Here is a 19,100-nt window from a genome sequence, read left to right on the forward strand (position 1 = left end):
TGCGCACCAACCACACCTCCAACATGAAAGGGTAGCTCATGAGCGTCTTTATCATCGCAGAAATTGGCATCAACCATAACGGTGATCTAAAAATCGCCAAGGATCTTATCCGACAGGCGATCAGCGCGGGCTGCGATGCAGTCAAATTTCAAAAACGCGATATTGACATTGTCTACACCAAGGAGTTTTTGGATTCTCCGCGTGAAAGCCCTTGGGGCACGACCCAACGCCACCAAAAAGCAGGTCTAGAATTCGGCAAGGCCGAATATGATGTTATTGATGAGTATTGCAAAAAACTGGGGATTGAGTGGTTCGCTTCAGCTTGGGACGTGAACAGTCTAGCCTTTCTTGACCAATACAACTGCAAGTACAGCAAGGTCGCATCTGCCATGATTACGAGCGAACCATTTTTGCGCGCCGTCGCAAGCCGCAAAAAGTACACGTTTATTTCAACCGCCATGTCCACAATGGAACAAATCAGCCATGCCGTAGAAATTTTCCGCGAAGCCGCCTGCCCTTTCGAACTTATGCACTGCGTCGGCACATACCCCATGAAGGTGGAGCATGCTAACCTCCGCTGCATAGAAACCTTGCGCGCCACTTTCAAGTGTCCAGTCGGCTATAGCGGACATGAAACAGGGGTTGCCGTTTCCGCAGGAGCGATTATGTTAGGGGCCACATCCATTGAACGCCACATCACCCTTGATCGCGCCATGTATGGCTCTGACCAAGCCGCCAGTCTGGAAGGCGCTGGCATACACCAATTATGTAGGTACACACGCATTCTTGAAGCTGCCATTGGCGATGGTATAAAACGCATTTTGCCCGAAGAAGCTGCTGTGGCCCAAAAACTGCGGGCGCATCTGAAGTAGTTCTGCCAAAGCCCACTGAATGAAAGGCGCACCAGACTATGAAAATTTACTCCACCACAAAACTGCAATATCGATGGTATGCTGGCCATATTTAAGGCAAAGCAATAATACTGCCGGCATATGCTGGAATATGTAGGCTTCAGGGTACTGCTCCATGATAACAGTAGCTGCTTATATTTTTGATTTTCTTGCCGCAAAAAATGTGCGGCAGGCCTTCCTGTTCACAGGGGGCATGGCTATGCACCTTAACGATGCTCTAGCGTCAGAACAGCGCATACATACGCTCTGTTGCCATCACGAACAGGCCTGTGCCTTAGCGGCGGAAGGCTATGCCCATGTGACGGGCAGACCTGCCATCGTCCAAATAACCTCTGGCCCTGGCGCGCTCAATGCCATGACGGGGGTTTTCGGCGCGTATGTGGATGGGCTACCCATGATTATTGTTTCTGGCCAATCCAAGCGAGAAACCCTGTGCGCGACCTACGGCTTAGTAGGACAGCTTCGACAGGCTGGCGAGCAAGAAGCCCAGACAGTACCCATGGCCAACTTTATCACCAAGTATGCGGTTGCCGTGCACGACCCTTCCCGCATTGTGTATGAAATGGAAAAGGCTTGGCGCGTGGCCATGTCAGGCAAACCCGGTCCGGTATGGATTGAAATTCCTGTGGATGTACAGGGCATGAAAATTAAGCCACAAACCTTACCCGCGTTCCATATACCCTTGACTCCCCCGGCGGATCTTTCTTCCCTAGCAGATAACGTCGCTAGGGCCATAGCCAACGCAAAACGTCCCATGCTGGTTGCGGGACCGGGCCTGCGAGTTGTACAGGCAACAAAGGCTTTTCGCGCTTTAGCCCAGCGCTTGGGTTGTCCCGTGCTTTGTGCGGGCACGTTGGACATCATCCAAAAAGAACACCCACTCTATGCAGGTGGTATGGGCAATGTGGGCACCCGTGCGGGCAACATCAATGTGCAAAATGCCGATTTGTTGATATTCTTGGGTGTCACCATGCATCTAACCATGACAACCTACAACTGGCCAGCCATGGGTAAAAATGCTCACAAAATAGTAGTGGAGTGTGAAGCGACAGAATGTGAACGCCCACAGTACATTGCCGATACGACAATACTAGCTGAAACGAAAGCTTTCGTACAGGCTCTAGATGCCGCATGCGCGGCGCAGAATGTTGCTGTACATCCCCAATGGCTGGATTTTTGCCGCGAACGCGTACGTCAACTACCCGCAGTACCGGGACATCTGCGCAGACTGAATGCCCAAGGACGAATCAATCCGTATTGGTTTGCGGAAGAACTGTTCACAATGCTAAAAGAGCGCGATATCATCGTGCCTGGCAACGCCAGCGCTGGGGTAACCGCCCAACAGGCAGGCAGTTTACGCCCTAGGCAGCGGCTCATTGCAAACTTTGGCAATGGCCCCATGGGTATGGCCGTGCCTGCGGCCATAGGTGCCGCAGTTGCGGTGCTTGGCCAACGTATCATCTGCCTTGACGGTGATGGCAGCTTTATGTTGAACATGCAAGAGTTGGCTACAATACGTCAAAACAATCTACCAATCATAATAGTTATTTACAATAATGACGGATATATGTCCATCAGGCAAACCCAACGCAGCTTTTTCAAATACCAATTGGGTACCGGCCCGGACACGGGTCTAGGCTTTCCCTCCTTCGAGGGCGTGGCTGCGGCATTTGGCCTTGGCTACCACCGTATTGTAGGCAACACTTGGCAGCAGCAACTCAGGCAAGCCCTTGAAGAAAATGGGCCACTCATTATTGAAGCTCTACTTGACCCAGAACAAGGTTTTGAACCCAAAATTGCCGCTAGAAAATTGGCTGACGGGCGTATGATTTCACTGCCGCCGGAAGACATGTCTCCTTTTCTCGATCGTGCAGAATTGCAGTCGCATCTGCTTTTTCCGACGGAAGGGCAGGAAGAGGACACCTAAACGAGGCTGCGTCTCCATGGCAGCAAAAGGCTACTCCAAGCAGATTTTGATAATATCTACTTCAAAATAAAGGTACACTCATGCAGCGTCTCATCCACAAGCACTGGCAAAGGTTGATAGCACGCTTTCCTCAGTGGGAGCAAGCCCAAGCCCCCTTTGCTAAAGCAATGCAGCTGCTTGCAGAATGTACAGCGCGGCAGCGCAAAATTCTTATCTGCGGCAACGGGGGGAGCGCTGCCGCTGCCGAGCATATTGTGGACGAACTCATGAAATCCTTTATACTCAACCGTTCGCTTCCACAAGGCTTTTTGCGTCGTCTTGCTGATGCCTATCCCGCACACATAGAGGAACTCTCCGCCCTACAAGGTGGCATCGCCGCTATTTCGCTGGTATCAGGCGTAGCCCTGCCCACGGCTTTCGCAAATGATGTTAACGGGGATCTGTCCTTCGCCCAACAAGTCTATGCCTTGGCAAACCCCGGCGATATTGTGCTAGGCATTAGCACGTCGGGCAACTCCGCCAATGTAAACCACGCACTGCGCGTGGCTCGTCTGCTCTCTTGCACCACCATCGGTCTTACCGGCTGTGATGGCGGGGAAATGGCAGAACTGCTGGACGCTGAGTTGCGGTATCCTTCCGACATAGCCGCTCACGTACAGGAGCTACACCTCCCCATGTACCATACTCTGTGTACCTGCCTGAAAGAATACGTTTTCGGAAACCAGCCAGCCGCAGCCCCTGCCGTGCCACTGTGTACTACCCATGATATTTCCCATAGCCCCCTCAGACGGCCTGGCATCAAGGCAAACATGCCCCCGCGCGTGGATCTACTGATTTTTGACTTTGACGGTGTTTTCACAGATAATATAGTACGTGTGGACCAGCACGGACACGAAGCCGTTTATTGCAGCCGGAGCGATAGTTTAGGAGTAGATATGCTACGGGCAGCTCATATCCCCATGCTAATCCTTTCAACAGAGACCAGTCCCGTAGTACGGGCACGAGCTGATAAAATGCGTATTCCCGTTGAGCAGGGCTGCGGCGACAAAGCCGCATTTCTTGCCGCTTTTATGCGGGAACACACACTTACTCCCCACAATGTCATCTACATGGGCAATGACGTCAATGATCTTGCCGCCATGAGGCTGGCAGGGTACGTTGCCGCGCCCCGCGATGCCCACCCTGCCGTGCTGAAAATAGCCCACATTGTCACTGCCGCTCCCGGCGGTAAAGGGGCCGTGCGTGAAATTTGTGACCGTATTCTCGCCGCGCATGCCTGCCATGCCAGACAACGCTCGATATGACGTTCCTTACCTACTCCATGTACCACGGCACTGGCCGACCTAATTCGGATATTTACGGAGAGTGTAAATGAACGCCTTTAAGGATATATATTTTGCTTTTTCAGGGCGGCGTGTACTTGTCACTGGTTCCACAGGCTTCAAAGGTTCATGGCTTTGCCTATGGCTCAAACATATGGGTTCGAATGTTTTGGGACTCGGTCTTGAGCCGCCCAGCATTCCTTCCATGCATGACGCACTGCGGCTAAACGAGGTCGTGCGACACGAACGCGTCGATATCCGCTCACTAAATCAGCTTGAAAAACAAGTACAAAAATTTCAGCCCGAGATAGTCCTACATCTCGCAGCGCAGGCCCTAGTCAGACCCTCCTATGAATCCCCCATCATCACACTTGAGACCAACATCATGGGCACAGCACACCTGCTGGAAGCCTGCCGCAAGTGTCCCTCTGTACGTGCTGTCCTTATTGTCACCAGCGACAAGTGCTATCGCAACAATGAATGGGTATGGGGCTATCGTGAAAACGACCCTATGGGAGGACACGACCCCTACAGCGCTAGTAAAGGGTGCGCTGAGTTGGTGACGATGTCGTACATCAAATCATTTTTTGGACTGAATGAATACGGCACATCCCACCATGTGGCCGTGGGTTCGGCTCGCGCGGGCAACGCCATCGGTGGGGGCGACTGGGGCAAAGATCGCTTAATTCCCGACTGTTTTCGCGCCCTACACGACAACAAGCCCATACATATCCGATACCCATCCGCCGTGCGTCCCTGGCAGCATGTATTGGAGTGTCTGAGCGGATATTTGCAGCTAGCGGCCAAGCTATACGTCGAAGGGCCCCAATATGGCTGCGGCTGGAACTTTGCCCCCATAGACATGGGCGACATATGGCCAGTGGAAAAAATCGTCCGCCGTATCTGTGCACTGTGGGGCAATGGAACATATGTGGTGGACAAGGACGCGCAACCGCATGAAGCTCACATGCTTCGCCTAGACTGCACCAAAGCCAATATCGAACTGGGCTGGAGGCCGCGCTACAAGGTGGCTGAGGCCCTGAATGTCACTGTGGACTGGTATCGCGCATGGTCTGCCAACCCTGCGCCCGGACATATGCGCGAAGTGACCCTGCGTCAGATTGACGCCTATGCAGCCGCCCAAACTGTTGTTAATGATGGAGTCGCTTAATGCAGATTGAACCGGGAGAGATCATCCATGCCAATGGGACAGATGGCAACCTTTATACGGTTATCGGTTATAGTAAGTCCGACGACACGCTGCACCTAGTGCGGCTGCATACTCTGCCTCCCGTAAAGGGCCTGCTTGTGCCGTTGGATGATGAGGCCTTGGTTAACACTGCGGATGCTGCAAAAAAAAGCATTCCGCTCTGCGCGAACGTATGGGAAACCAAGTCAGTACAAGCAACAGACGTTACCACAACAGGCGCGCGCCTGACGTCTCGCGCGGTTGACCGTCTACTCCGCGCCTTAGGGAGGTCTGTGGCACGTTCGCATTACCACGCAGTGCATGCCCCATCCCCCTTCAAGGCGAATCGGTCGGTCGTGCCCGTATCGGGCAAATGCTGGGGGCCGGAAGAAATGGAAAGCCTGTGCGAAGCCTCTCTTGATTTTTGGCTTACATCAGGCCGCTTTGCTGAAGCGTTTGAACAGGCTCTGGCCCAACGCCTTGGCCGTCGCTATGCCTTAGCCGTCAATTCTGGCTCTTCCGCCAACCTATTAGCCATAGCCGCCCTGTGTTCGCCATTACTCAAGGAACGCCGCCTCATGCCCGGCGACGAGGTCATAACTGTTGCCGCTGGTTTTCCCACCACAGTGTCCCCACTGGTGCAGCTGGGCCTGACGCCGGTGTTTGTGGACGTAACCCCACCAACATATAACGCCGTTGCCGAACAGGTCGCCGCCGCTATAACCGAACGTACGCGCGCCATTTTTATGGCACATACTTTGGGGAACCCTTTTGACTTGACGACCATTAGAACTGTCGCCCAAAAACATGACCTCTGGCTGGTGGAAGATAGTTGCGACGCGCTTGGCTCCACATATACTCTGGCCGGAAACATCGGCATGTGTGGCAGCTTTGGGCATCTGGCCACATTTTCCTTTTATCCGGCCCACCATATCACTATGGGAGAAGGCGGGGCTGTGGTGTGCGACGACCCCCTGCTGCGCAAAATAGTTCTTTCGCTACGCGACTGGGGGCGCGACTGCTGGTGCGCACCCGGCGCGGACGATACCTGTACGCGCCGGTATACATGGAAATTTCCTCTGCTGCCGGAGGGGTACGATCACAAATACGTGTATTCGCATCTCGGCTATAATCTGAAGATTACTGACATGCAGGCGGCTGTTGGAGTGGAGCAACTTAAACGTCTCACGGCATTTACAGCACTGCGAAAACGCAATTTTGCCCTGCTTACCGAGGCTCTAGCTCCTCTGGAAGGTGGTCCTCTGACCTTGCCAAGGGCTACGCCTCACTCCGATCCTTCATGGTTTGGCTATTTGCTTACTATTGAAAAAAACTACGACAGAGCAGATTTACTGCAATACCTCAACTACCGACGGATAGGGACGCGCCTGCTTTTTGCGGGCAACATAACCAACCAACCCTGTTTTGAAGGTGTATCGCATCGCGTTGCTGCCAACTTGCTCGGCACAGATAAAATTATGCAGCGAACATTCTGGATCGGTCTGTATCCAGCATTAACGGAAGACCATATATTATACGCCGCCCATACCCTGCGTGAATATTTCAAAAAACAACGCAGTCCACGTTTGAAATAATTTATCTCCACGGTTTTTAAATTATCTTTGGCCGTCCTTGCACAAATCAAACGCGATGGCGATACTCTCACATCCCCGGCCCCGCACGGTGTGCAGTGCCCACAGGCACTTCATAGGCTTGCCCCTCCAGAAGGGCATTTCGAGTATCACCACAAAGGAAGTAACGGCGAAGACAGCAGAGATGTACGCCGTTACGCAAGCACTTCAAAATGAAATTGCTCTGGATCTAGAGAATATACTGCGTCAAATCCTGATCGCCGCGTACATCCTGCAAGTGCTCAACCACATAATCCTTGTTGACCACAATCTGCGCGCCCGGCATGTCCGGAGCATCAAATGAAATGTCGGCCAGAATTTTTTCCATAATGGTATACAGGCGGCGTGCGCCGATATTTTCTGTACGCGAGTTGATATCTTCAGCAAAGGCGGCAATCTCTTCCAGCCCGTCCATAGTAAAGCTCAGGCGTATCTGCTCTGTGCCGAGCAAGGCTTCGTACTGCTTGGTGAGCGCATTGTCAGGCTCGGTCAGGATACGCAAAAACTCCTCACGGCCCAGAGCCTGAAGCTCCACACGCAGCGGAAAACGCCCCTGCAGTTCGGGAATCATGTCTGACGGTTTGCTGAAGTGAAACGCCCCGGCGGCGATAAAAAGAATATGGTCGGTGCGTATCATGCCGTACTTGGTATTTACCGAACTGCCTTCCACTATAGGCAAAAGGTCACGTTGTACCCCTTCGCGCGAAATGTCCGATGTGCGGTTTTGCGAAGAACTGGCAATCTTGTCTATTTCGTCAATAAAGATGATGCCTGTCTGCTCCACCCTCTCTTTGGCGCGTTGGCTCAGGGCATCCTGATCCACCAGTTTTCCCGATTCTTCCTGTACCAGCACATTGAAGGCATCGCGAATTTTCATTTTCCGGCGGCTGTGCTTGGGGGGAAAGGCCTTGCTGAACATGTCCTTGACCTGGCCGCCCATCTGCTCCATGCCGGGGATAGCGAAAATATCCACGCCACCTCCGCCCTGTTCCGTCACTTCCATTTCCACTTCGCGCTCATCCAGAAAGCCCAGACGAAACTGCTGCAAAAGTTTTTCACGGGTGGATGCCCGCTCCTCCTGACCAAAGGAGTTAGGCAGCAAAAGATCCATAAGGCGCGATTCCGCAGCGGCTTCGGCAGCCTTGCGCACACGGGCGTTCTCTTCGTCGCGTACGAGGTTGATGCCGATTTCCATAAGATCTCGCACCATAGATTCCACATCGCGTCCCACATAGCCCACTTCGGTAAACTTTGTGGCTTCAACCTTGATGAAAGGCGCACCGGAGAGCCGGGCCAGACGGCGGGCGATCTCTGTTTTGCCCACGCCGGTGGGACCCATCATGATAATATTTTTCGGCGAAACTTCATCGCGCAGATCCGACGGAAGATGCTGCCTGCGCCAGCGATTGCGCACGGCAACGGCAACCATGCGCTTGGCCTGCTCCTGGCCCACGACAAATTTATTGAGTTCAGCCACAATCTCACGCGGTGTCAAAGTGCTCATCAATCGCTCCTGATTTTGGGCAAGCCGGTAGAAAAAAGCGGTCTGCCCCGGCGGCTTCAAACCCGCCGCCAGGGGGTAAAACGCTCCTGCGCGGCAGAACGCATACACTGGCGTTCCGGCGGCTGCGCGGGCAAAAGCCGTCAAAAAAACGCAAGCGCCATCTGCCTGCAAGGTACAAACACAACAGCAAGGGCGGCCTCTTCCAAAAGGCCAAAACCGGCCTGTACCCTCAGGGCAAACCCTCACTGAAAAAACCTTTATACGCCAGCCCTGTCTGTCAATATAGGCATTGCCACCGTGATGGCAATGGCGGTCGGGCAAATTTACCGCGCGGCAACTATCCGGTTTGACTAAAGCTTGCCCGTCCTTATAAAATAACGGATACTGTTCGCGCGACCGGACGCGATGTCTTTGAAAAAATGAACAGGCCTGTCGCCTGCATCAGGCTGCACCGCGGCAGCCCGGAGCTTGCTAGGAATAATTATTGACTGGTAGATTTTCCTGTAGCACACTGGTTCCATAACAAGGATACAAGGAGTTACGCATGAATACAGTTACCTTCAAGGGTACTCCCCTGCACCTGGTAGGCCAGCAGCCTGCCGTTGGACAGAAAGCCCCTGACTTCACCCTGGCCGCCAATGACCTGAGCCCGCGCAACCTTAAGGACTATGCCGGCAAGGTGCTTGTGCTGGTCAGTGTGCCGTCTCTTGATACTCCCGTATGCGATATGGAAGTGCGCCGCTTCAACAAGGAAGCCGCCGCCCTTTCCGACAAGGTGCGTATTGTGGCCGTGAGCTGCGACCTGCCCTTTGCTCAGGCCCGCTGGTGCGGCACTGCAGGCGTACAGGCTGTTGAGACCCTTTCTGACCACAAGGAAACAAGTTTCGGCAAGAATTATGGCCTGCTCATCGACGAACTGCGCCTGCTGGCCCGCGCCATCGTGGTTGTGGCCCCGGACGGCTCCATAGCCTATACCCAGCTTGTACCCGAAGTTTCCAGTGAGCCTGACTATGACGCCGCGCTGGCGGCCATCAAGAAACTGGCCTGACGCGCGGGGCGTTCCCTTCCTCGCCCGGCGCATGAATAAAGCCTCCCTCGCTTTTCGGCAGGGGAGGCTTTTGTTTCAGGCATGGGTCAGGCACCTTTTCTGCTGCCGCGCAGCCCTGCCACGAGTACGCTGACGGCAAACCAGCAGCAGGCCACAAGAATAACCGTGGCTCCGCTGGCGGTGGCCATCCACTCCTGTGCCGAAAGAACCAGGCCGATAAAGGCCGAACTCAGCCCCACCAGCAAGGCCCACCAGAACATGCCGCCCGCCGTGCGTGCCAGATTCCGGGCCGTGGCCGCAGGCACTATAAGCAGTGCCGTGACAAGCAGTACGCCCACGGCCCATACGGAAAACATCACCACCAAAGCCAACAGACCGGCAAAAGTATATTGCCACAACGCCACGCGCACCCCGTGCACCCTGGCCATTACCGGATTAAGGGCAATGTACAGCAGCCTGTTATAGCCAGCCGCCTGAAAAAGCAGCATAACCAGAAAGAGCACAAGCAGAAAGCCTGTTTCGCCTTCTGTAATGGTAAGAATGTCACCGTACAAAAAACGCTGCATATCACGGGCCACGCCTGGGACGCGGCTGACCACAGCCAGGCCGAAAGCCACCACGGCAGAAAACACGATGCCAATGACCGTATCCGAAGAAAGGCTGCTCCGCCGCCGGACGGCCATGATGCCAAGCCCCACCAGCAGGCCGAAAAGCGGCATGGATATATGCGGGTCCACGGCAAGAATCAGTCCCAGGGCTACACCGGCAAAGGCGGAATGTCCGATGGCGTCAGAAAAAAACGCCATGCGAAAGCTGATGACCTCCACTCCGAGGACGGAAGCCATAGGCGCCAACAACAGCAGGCCGAACAGGGCCTGCTGCATAAAGCGTAACTGCAGGCAGTCCAGCGGCAAACGGCCCAAAAGATCATATGCCCATGCAAGTTCAGGCATGGTCACTCTCCTTTGCGGCATGGGTTTTACCCTTTTTCACAGCACCCTGTGCTGCATGCACTGCCGGGGCATCCTGCGGCCGGTGCGCTTCGGACCGACGCTTCACGCTGGCATAGTCCGGCAGCAGACGTTCCGGGGCGCATACGGCCCCACATTGCGGGCAGGAGGGATCAGCCGGATCGCACTGGTCGGGATAAAGGTGGATAGGCACGCCAAAAAGCTGCATCAAGGTAGAGGCTCCAAGGGCTTCATGGGGGGCGCCCTCTGCGCAGACCTTTTTGTTTAGGCAGATGATATGCGTGGCATAGTGGGCTGCCAGTGACAGATTATGACTGACCATCAGCTGGGTGAAGCCCTGCTGTTTGCGGGCTTCGTCAAGCACCTCCCAGAACAGGCGCTCCCCCTGCACATCCACCCCGGCGGCAGGTTCGTCCAGCACCAGCAGACGCGGCGCCCTGTCCAGAGCGGCGGCCAGCAGTACCCGACGCGTTTCGCCGCCGGAAAGGTCGCTCATACGGCGTTCTTCAAGCTGTTCTGCCCGCACCATACGCAGAAGGTCCCGCGCCTTTGCCCGTTCTGGACCGTAGAGGCCGAGCCACAGCGGGCGGCGTTGGCGGTTGAGTGCCAAAAATTCACCCACCCGCAAGGGCAGGCTGGCATCCAGATACAGATGTTGCGGCACGTACGCAGTACGCGGCAGGCTTGCCCGGCCTGCCGCAATAATACGCCCCGTATAGGGCATTTCACCGATAAGGCACAGCAGAAGCGTGGTTTTACCTGCTCCGTTGGGTCCGACAATCACCGTGCTGCTTCCGGCCGGTACTGTGGCGTACACATCATCCAGAATGGAACGCCCACCCTGACACACATGCACATGGTCAAAAACAAGATCAGGGGCGGCCGTGTCAGCGCTGCTCAAGGTGCTTCTCAAGGATATCAAGATTATTGCTCATGGTTTTCTCATAGTAGTCCAGTGGTGGAGAAGCCGGCCCGGAAGCCAGAGAGTCGAGCGAAACGGCGGGAACTCCCGTCTCGCGCGCAAGCGCCTGTACGGGCTTATCCGTATATTGCGGCTCGCTTATGATCAGGGCGGGCCTGTGCTCGCGTACGTTTTTGGCAATCTGGACAAGACGCGCGGCCGAAGGTTGTGCGTCTTCACTTTCCTGAATGACGGCAATGACTTCAAGGCCGCCATCGCGGGCCATGTAGGCCAGGGCATCATGCATGAGCACTATGCCCCTGTTGGACGCCTTGCCCCCCAGCGCCGCAAGGCGTCTGCCCAGATCAAGCAGAACATTGGCATAAGACCGGGCGGCGGCTTCGTAGGCGGCGGCATTCTGCGGGTCGGCCTTGGCAAGGCCCCGGGCCATGTTGCCTACCATAATGCTGGCCTGGCGCGGGCTTGTAAAGGCATGCGGGTTGAGGCCGCCGTGGTGATGGTGTCCGTGAGCGTGACCATGCTCGTGGCCATGCGCTTCCGGACCGTGACTGTGAGACGCGTGTTCGGCATGGCTGTGCGCGCCATGCCCGGAGTCATCGTGATCGTGGTCGTGATCGGCATGTTCAGCCCCGGCCCCTGCCGAGCGCAAGGGAATGACGCCTTCACTGCTGTCGACCACAACCAGCCCCGGCTTGCCCGCAGACAGAGCTTTTTGCAAAAAATCGTCCATACCCAGACCGTTCAGCAAAAGAACATCAGCCTCGGCAAGTTTTTTCATGTCTCCGGGGCTCAGGGCGTAATCGTGGGGGCAACCGGTCTGTGCCGGAATAAGCAGATCCACCTGAACATGGGGTTGCGCCTGGGCCACGTTGCGCGCCAGCAGATAGACCGGATAGGTTGTTGCAAGAACACGCAGGCTGCCCTGCCCGTGTTCCTGAGTACTGGCCGGGGCCGCTTGCGGCACAACCGGGGCGCATAGTATGACTGCCGCAGCCAGAAGCGCCACAGCGCCATGACGAAAAAACGCAAAAAAAGATGTACGCATGGCTCTACTCCATTTTGCCGGATCCATATTTTTCGTTAAGCCCGCGTCACATGCCTGTCAAGCGGGTAAATCACAGAAAAACAGCCGCATACATATACCGGCACATACTTCCTGCGGGGTGAAGCTGACCGGTATGGGCAGCTTCACCCCGCAGGATCACCCTGCTTGCGCCATCAGCCAGCCTTACCGTGTGGGGCATGCCTGATGAACGTACCGTCTTCCAGCTCAAAAAAAGCCTGCTTCAGTTCTTCATCCGTGTTCATGACAATAGGACCGCCCCAGGCCACCGGCTCACGCAGGGGCGTGCCGGAAACCAGCACAAAGCGCGCGCCTTCGGCCCCGCCCACAAGGCTCAGGCTGTCGCCGAGCGTAAACAGGCAGGCGTTTCTGTGCGGGATCACCCCGCCATCGCCGGACAGCTCACATTCACCTTCCACCATATAGGCGAAGACGGTTTCCTGCGGGCGGGTTTCCATACTCCAGAGCGCACCGGGTTTGAGGCTTATATCCAGAAAAGTCACATCCACATGATCACCGCGTGTAGCTCCGGCCATGCCTTTGTATTCTCCGGCCACAATGGCTACACGGGCGCCGCCTTCCTCTACTGCCGGAACCATATCGGCCTTGATATCCCTGTATTCCGGGTCCACCATCTTACGGTCGCGAGGCAGGTTGATCCACAGCTGCAAGCCAAGCATCTGCCGTGAAGGCAGCGGCATCTCCTGATGCAGAATGCCGCTGCCCGCCGTCATCCACTGGCAACCTCCATCAACAATGCTTCCGGCATTGCCCAGGCTGTCTTCGTGGTCGATGCGCCCTCTCATGAGATAGGTGAAGGTTTCTATACCCCGATGCGGATGGGTGGGAAAACCCTTGATGTAGTCGTCAGGATTGTGGGAATCAAAAGCGTCAAGCATAAGAAAGGGGTCAAAAGTACGGACTGTGGGCGACCCAAGCACACGCACGAGGTGTACGCCCGCGCCGTCAACAGCCTTGCGGCCAGTGACCAGTTCAGCAATAGCGCGTTTTTTCATGCCATCTCCTTTGGCGGGAATAACCGCCATATGTGGAAAACTTGCTGCCGCCAACGGAATGCTGTACCTGAAACCGGCATGCTGTCACCCTGGCGACGCGCAGGCTCTGCTGTGCCGCTTCACAGGTAAGCAGAAAACAGCGCAGGAAGCAACAGCACAGCTCGGAGCATGCCCTTCCGGGCGACAAACAGACATTTTACCGGCGTAACACGCCGCTTAACGACGTCATACATGCGCAACGCCATACTCCTGTTGAATCTGCTCCTTGTAACGGCAGCCTGGGGCCGACTGCCCGCTTTTGCGGATGAACCAGGCCATCTTTCCAGCCCGGCGCGCGACCAGGCGCACAGCGCCCATGCGCTGCCGTCAGACAAAAGCGGACCGCCACCGGCAGCCGCCCAGCAAGATGACGCGGCTGCAAAAACAGAGTCCGTCGCAGAATCCCTGCCCGCTGCATTGCAGGTTCGCCAGCTGCCGCCGCTTGAAGAAATGGTAACATCGCCCTTTGGCCCGCGCCGCATGCCCACCTGGCTGAGCCGCCGGGGCATGGTGGTGCGCGAGCACAGCGGCGTTGACCTGCGTGCCCGCCTGGGCTGGCCTGTGGTGGCCTACAAAGGCGGCGAAGTCATCCGTTCCGGCGAAGACGGCCTTTCAGGCATCGTTGTGGATATCCGGCAGGATGACGGCATGACCGCCCGCTATGCCCACCTTGAAAAAACGCTGGCGCGCAAGGGGCAAAAAGTTCAGCGCGGCGAAAAAATAGGTATTGTGGGCTGTACGGGGCGCACCACGGGGGCGCACCTGCACTTCGGCCTGCGTGATGCCGGGGGCAACCTGGTGGACCCCCTGCCCTTCCTGTCCAGGGCTGAAGACGTTCTGCGACCGGACCCCGATGCCATTCCGGAGGAGCTTGCGCCGCAAAGCTGCGGCCCCGTGATGCGGGGACGCAATGGCCGCCCGGTACGCCCGGGCCGCAGCCTGAAAGAACTGGAAAACTACAGCCCGCCGCCCATCCCGGGATGGGGAGAAAATTCTCCGAAATAACGTCCCGCAAAACGTGCAGGAGCACAAGAACAGATGCAACTGAAATGGCCGAGCCCCCGGCTGTACGCAAGCATGCCAGGGACCCATGGTCGACAGAAACGTTCGCCGCTGGCAGGAGAGTTTCTGCAAAGAACATTGCGCCGGAAGTTTTTTGCAGCATGCTCCGATGTCAGAATCTGGCTCATGGGCTGGGCTTATGACCTGGCCTCATGATCTGGGCTTAGGCCCTGATAGTTTACGCAGGAAGCCTGACCGGGATTCCGCAGCAGGGCCGCACAGCCATAAAAGACCGGCCAGCAACAGAATCTGCCCTGTAAGCAGGGTGGGATCACGGTCCAGCAGGGCCGCACAGCATACAAGGCTGGCGCCGCCCCCCAGAAAAAACCTGCGCCGCAACAACAGCCCCAAAAGCTGAACCGCCACCCCCAGTGCCAGCAGCAGGCCCCATGTCCACAGCAGGGCGCTGTCCGGCGGCAGCCAGATTACTGACTGACCCGCCGCCGCAACGCCCGAACCGTACTCCGGGGCGGCAAGCATGCCTTCAACAGGCGAAGCAGCCATGCCGCCCGCCACAGCCTAATCCCACACCAGAGCGCACCATTCACCGTCCAGCACGCGCCGGGGCCTGGGCAGACACTGGGCCGTGTAGGCCGCTTCAACACTGTCAGCCTGAATTTCAAGCAGTCCCGAAAGCACAAGGCACGCGCCCGGCTTGCAGGCCTGTACAATAAGCGGAGCAAGCTCGATGAGGGGCCGTGCCAGAATATTTGCCAGCACAAGGTCATAGGTTTTGCCCGGCACGGCATCTATACTGCCCTGCCCCACCGCAAATTCTTCTACCTCGTTGAGCGTGCGGTTTTCCAGGGCGTTTTCCACAGCAAGAGAATCAATATCAAGCCCTTCACCCTGCAGGCCGCTCTTGCAGCAGGCAATTCCCAGCACCCCGGATCCCGTGCCGAGATCCAGAAACGTTTCGCCGGGCGACAGGCGCCCCGCATCCAGCAGGTCGCTCAGCACCATGAGGCACAGAGCCGTGGTCGCGTGATGGCCGGTACCAAAGGCACTTTTGGGTTCGATGAACACCTTGACGCGGTCAGAAAACTCCTCACTGTCCGCCAGCCAGGGCGGTAGAATAACAAAGCGCCGCCCGCAGGGTACAGGAGTAAAAAACTGCTTCCATGCGGCTACCCAGTCCTGCTCTTCAAGGCTTTGCACCGCGCATCTGGCCCCGGGCAGGCGTACCTCAAAGACATTGCACAGGTTCCGGATAAAGTCGGCATTTTCGCAATGCACACGAAAGCGGCTTTCACTGGTGGGCAGGCTTTCTTCTTCCCACCCGAAAGGCACTTCCAGGGTCAACAGGCCGAGGGCCTGGTCATAGGCGTCTTCACCCACGATAGCTTCAAGCTGAAAAATCTTCTTCATATTGCATCTCTTTTTGCGTCTCTTTTACTGTAACAGGCCGGAAAGCCAGGTCAGCATGCCAGACTTTTTTCCTGTGGTCGAGGGCGGCACAAGCACCAATTACGCATCCGCCTCCCTTTTCAGGATTATCTGGATTGCACTCGCTGCCGGCATGCGCTGCCACAGCAGATTGCACATTGCCATGCGCGAAGATTCTTAGTAAAAAGATAATTTGTACTCCGCCAACAGAGCATCTTCATTTTGAAATGCTTGCATAACGGGCGAAGCAAGTTCGTCCTGCAAACATTTCGTGGCGCGACTTTTTACAACCCTCCGCGCAGAGCAGAAGCATTTTTAATGTTCCTCTGCTCTAATTCACGTTTTTAAGGAAAGTACATGCCAACAAGCACGGAAGAACTCGACAATATTCTCGCCGTGATCCGCGCCGATTTTGATGTGGATTTCGAGCCGTTGCAGGTTGATGAAAATCCCCTGCACATTTTATCCATCAACAACATGCAGTCGCATCTGGACAGGCTGCTGCAGAAACGTGCCATCCGTGATCCGCTCAAAGACCTGCCCCTGTGGGCCAAGGTCTGGCCCGGTTCATTTGTGCTTGGCCGCCTGCTGCGCAAATATGAACCACAGGGTAAAAGCCTGCTGGAACTGGGCGCGGGCTGTGGCGTGCTCAGTCTTGTGGCCGCCCGTTACGGATTCACCCGCGTTGTGGTCAGCGACGTGGTGGACGAAGCCCTGTGCTTTGCCAAAGCCAACGTCCTGCGTAACAACCTTCAGGATATCATCGAGGTTGCCCGCGTTGATGTGACCACTCCGGGGCGCGATCCGCGCTTTGCCGGTGGGTTCGACCTTATGGCCGCCTCGGAAATTCTTTACCTTGACGCCCTGCACAGGCCTCTGGTGAAGTTTGTGGACCGTCACCTGGCCCCCGGGGGCAAGGCCCTGTTCTGCACCGACATGGCCCGCGCCAAGCCTCATTTTGCCAAGCTGGCGGCAAAAACATTCAAGGTTACCGAAGGCCGCATTGGCGTCAAAACCAACGACGACAATGGCGAAGAGCAACGCCGCATATACAGTATTCTGATTCTGGAGCGCCCATGAACACGCATCTTCCCCGCATACAGCTGGCCCCCTGTCCCAAGGGCTACACCCGTGATCTGGACAAAACCATGAGCCCGCCGCAAACCATCGCCCGTGTGCGCCAGCGGCTGACAGTGGCCGACCTGGACATCCTTGCCAGCACCAGAAGGGTGGACGTGGACCGGTTGGGCATTCCCGTTTTTCTCAGCATATGCGGGGCTGATGCCCGACGCATCATGCCCACGCGCAAGCAGATGGGCAAAGGCTCGTCTCCTGAGCAGGCCGAAGCATCTGCCCTTATGGAGCTTATGGAGCGCTACGCATTTTTCAGCTTTTGGCAGAAGCGGCCCCATATGGAACGGGCCACGTGGAGCGAAGCCGAAGAGCGCTTCGACAGCGCCCTGATTCCGCTTGCCGAAATGCTGCGCTCAGTCAATGAAGAACTTGATGAAAACAAGGCCCGCCGTGTACTTAACCTTATAAGCTGGAGCTTTTACCCGGCAACGCGCCTGCCCGATGAAACCACGGCATGGCTGCCGCTGGACTGGTTCAAGCTGCTGGGCGAATTCAACGGCACTTCTGCGGGTAACAGCCCTGAAGAATCTCTTCTTCAGGGGTTGAGCGAACTTATTGAGCGCCACGTATGCTGCCTTGTTGACCGTGATCGTTCGGGCACCCCCACCATTGATCCCACCACCTGCCAGGATCCGGTGCTTCGCCAGTTGACTGAAGCCTTTGCCAAAGAAGGCGTCCATCTGGTGCTCAAGGATTTTTCCCTCGGCATGCCCCTGCCCACAGTGGCTGCCATCGCGTGGGATCCGGCCACCCTCGGGAAAAGTTCTGAAATCGTGTTTACTGCGGGTACGGCAGCGTCGCCAGCCAAAGCGGCCATCCGCGCGGTAACCGAAGTTGCCCAGCTGGCTGGAGATTTTTGCACCAATGCCTGTTACGAGGCATCCGGCCTGCCCAAGTTCAACACCCTTGAAGAGGCCGCATGGCTGCTTGACGGCCCCACCGTGAGCCTGGAAAGCCTGCCCACAGTGGAAAACAGCGATATCAGGCAGGAGCTGCTCGCCGCCCTTGAAGGCATTCGCCCGCTGACCATGTACGCGGTGGAAACCACCCATCCACACCTGGGCATTCCGGCCCATTACAATATCATACCCGGCATGGCTTTCAGAGAGCGTGACCGCAACCAGAGCCTGGGGCTTTTTGTCGGCCGCAAGCTGGTGGAAGAAGCTGACGCCCCTACCGCCCTCGAGGGCCTGCGTGTGCTTGAGCAATGCTACCCCGGTGCGCATTTTCTCCCCTTTTTTCACGGCATGCTGGCCTTGCGGGCAGAAGACTGGGACAGCGCCCGCGCCTTTTTCGACCAGGCCCTGCCCCTGCAGCCGGATACCGATGCCCAGGCTCTGGCAGCCTTTTACCTGGGATATACCGACACCCTTCAGGGGCATTGGGCCGAATCCATACCGGCCCTGGCCGAAGCTGTGAAACTGTGCCCTGACATGAAGGAATACGGCAATCTGCTTGGCGTGGCGCGCTTTAAAACCGGCGATTACGCGGCAGCGGCAGAGGCCTTTGCCGCAGTCCTGCGCGTAGACAAGGGTTCGGCCATGGACCTCGCCAATCTGGGCCTGTGCGAAAAGTTTATGGGCAAGAATGAGGATGCCCGCCGCCATCTGACGGCGGCTCTGGAGCTGGACCCCAACCTGGATTTTGCCCGTCAGCATCTGGCGCAGATGGACGCACAGGGGTAAAAGCCCTTTTTCAACAATCCTGTGTATAAAAAACTATGAACCTCGACCTGTTGCAATGAACGTGTGCTTTATGTGCGCATTCATTGCAAAAGGCCGAGGTTGCTGTTTCTGCAATACATTGTCTGCCGCCCCTGCGTCTGATGGCAGTAAAGAACAGTACGGGCTGCGCGCGCTATCAAGACCGCGCGGCCTGTTGCCATGCTGTCTGTCCCTGCTGCGCAAAAACGCAGCACAATACTGCTAGAATCTAAATATTTACTGTTCTTACGGCGTTTATATGACATTCAGCC

The 19,100-nt window shown here is 56.3% G+C and carries 16 protein-coding genes; 9 read left to right on the plus strand and 7 right to left on the minus strand.

Annotation, left to right across the window (positions count from 1 at the left end; translation table 11 throughout):
- Nucleotides 1-38: 38 nt before the first annotated feature.
- The 5 genes from ACZ495_RS06200 to rfbH all read left to right on the plus strand — a co-directional run bounded on the left by ACZ495_RS06200 (nt 39) and on the right by rfbH (nt 6,944).
- Nucleotides 39-872, plus strand: coding sequence for an N-acetylneuraminate synthase family protein (locus tag ACZ495_RS06200; protein WP_072312347.1), 834 nt, complete (start codon nt 39-41; stop codon nt 870-872).
- A gap of 154 nt (nt 873-1,026) precedes the next feature.
- On the plus strand, nt 1,027-2,838 hold the full coding sequence (locus tag ACZ495_RS06205; RefSeq protein ID WP_072312348.1) for a thiamine pyrophosphate-binding protein: 1,812 nt from the start codon (nt 1,027-1,029) through the stop codon (nt 2,836-2,838).
- Nucleotides 2,839-3,005: 167 nt separating this feature from the next.
- Nucleotides 3,006-4,142, plus strand: a complete 1,137-nt coding sequence (locus ACZ495_RS06210) for an SIS domain-containing protein (protein WP_464262893.1) — start codon at nt 3,006-3,008, stop codon at nt 4,140-4,142.
- Nucleotides 4,143-4,209: 67 nt separating this feature from the next.
- Nucleotides 4,210-5,331: a CDP-glucose 4,6-dehydratase gene (gene rfbG / locus ACZ495_RS06215; protein WP_072312350.1), complete on the plus strand. Its 1,122-nt coding sequence runs from the start codon at nt 4,210-4,212 to the stop codon at nt 5,329-5,331.
- Between the two features lie 311 nt (nt 5,332-5,642).
- A complete protein-coding gene (gene rfbH / locus ACZ495_RS06220; RefSeq protein ID WP_464262839.1) occupies nt 5,643-6,944 on the plus strand; it encodes a lipopolysaccharide biosynthesis protein RfbH in 1,302 nt (433 codons plus the stop codon).
- Between the two features lie 226 nt (nt 6,945-7,170).
- Here the strand turns inward: rfbH and hslU are convergent, their stop codons facing one another.
- Nucleotides 7,171-8,484, minus strand: a complete 1,314-nt coding sequence (gene hslU / locus ACZ495_RS06225; protein ID WP_012624644.1) for an ATP-dependent protease ATPase subunit HslU — start codon at nt 8,482-8,484, stop codon at nt 7,171-7,173.
- A gap of 544 nt (nt 8,485-9,028) precedes the next feature.
- Here hslU and tpx point away from each other — a divergent pair.
- Nucleotides 9,029-9,532, plus strand: a complete 504-nt coding sequence (tpx, locus tag ACZ495_RS06230) for a thiol peroxidase (RefSeq protein WP_012624643.1) — start codon at nt 9,029-9,031, stop codon at nt 9,530-9,532.
- 86 nt (nt 9,533-9,618) lie between these two features.
- Here tpx and ACZ495_RS06235 read toward each other — a convergent pair whose 3' ends face one another.
- From ACZ495_RS06235 to ACZ495_RS06250, 4 genes are all read right to left on the minus strand, one after another.
- Nucleotides 9,619-10,485, minus strand: a complete 867-nt coding sequence (locus tag ACZ495_RS06235) for a metal ABC transporter permease (RefSeq protein ID WP_464262840.1) — start codon at nt 10,483-10,485, stop codon at nt 9,619-9,621.
- Nucleotides 10,478-11,404 carry a metal ABC transporter ATP-binding protein gene (locus tag ACZ495_RS06240; protein WP_012624641.1) on the minus strand — a complete coding sequence of 309 codons (927 nt, stop codon included), beginning with the start codon at nt 11,402-11,404 and terminating at the stop codon, nt 10,478-10,480. Before ACZ495_RS06240 ends, ACZ495_RS06235 begins: the two co-directional genes overlap by 8 nt.
- Nucleotides 11,391-12,470, minus strand: a complete 1,080-nt coding sequence (locus ACZ495_RS06245; protein ID WP_072312104.1) for a metal ABC transporter substrate-binding protein — start codon at nt 12,468-12,470, stop codon at nt 11,391-11,393. Before ACZ495_RS06245 ends, ACZ495_RS06240 begins: the two co-directional genes overlap by 14 nt.
- A gap of 173 nt (nt 12,471-12,643) precedes the next feature.
- A complete protein-coding gene (locus ACZ495_RS06250; protein WP_012624639.1) occupies nt 12,644-13,504 on the minus strand; it encodes a pirin family protein in 861 nt (286 codons plus the stop codon).
- Between the two features lie 231 nt (nt 13,505-13,735).
- Here ACZ495_RS06250 and ACZ495_RS06255 point away from each other — a divergent pair, with 231 nt between their 5' ends.
- A complete protein-coding gene (locus ACZ495_RS06255; protein ID WP_464262841.1) occupies nt 13,736-14,548 on the plus strand; it encodes a M23 family metallopeptidase in 813 nt (270 codons plus the stop codon).
- Between the two features lie 207 nt (nt 14,549-14,755).
- On the opposite strand, the gene ACZ495_RS06260 is transcribed toward ACZ495_RS06255, so the two are convergent.
- Both ACZ495_RS06260 and ACZ495_RS06265 read right to left on the minus strand, forming a co-directional pair.
- On the minus strand, nt 14,756-15,109 hold the full coding sequence (locus ACZ495_RS06260; protein ID WP_012624637.1) for a hypothetical protein: 354 nt from the start codon (nt 15,107-15,109) through the stop codon (nt 14,756-14,758).
- Between the two features lie 15 nt (nt 15,110-15,124).
- Nucleotides 15,125-15,973, minus strand: a complete 849-nt coding sequence (locus ACZ495_RS06265; protein ID WP_464262842.1) for a 50S ribosomal protein L11 methyltransferase — start codon at nt 15,971-15,973, stop codon at nt 15,125-15,127.
- 375 nt (nt 15,974-16,348) lie between these two features.
- On the opposite strand from ACZ495_RS06265, the gene ACZ495_RS06270 reads away from it, so the two are divergent.
- Both ACZ495_RS06270 and ACZ495_RS06275 read left to right on the plus strand, forming a co-directional pair.
- Entirely contained in the window at nt 16,349-17,071 is a 723-nt protein-coding gene (locus ACZ495_RS06270) for a class I SAM-dependent methyltransferase (protein ID WP_072312100.1), read from the plus strand.
- Nucleotides 17,068-18,810 carry a YcaO-like family protein gene (locus ACZ495_RS06275; protein WP_464262843.1) on the plus strand — a complete coding sequence of 581 codons (1,743 nt, stop codon included), beginning with the start codon at nt 17,068-17,070 and terminating at the stop codon, nt 18,808-18,810. The genes ACZ495_RS06270 and ACZ495_RS06275 overlap by 4 nt, the downstream gene beginning before the upstream one ends.
- Nucleotides 18,811-19,100: the final 290 nt, after the last annotated feature.

It is taken from the genome of Desulfovibrio sp. GTC20076 (genome assembly GCF_055385905.1).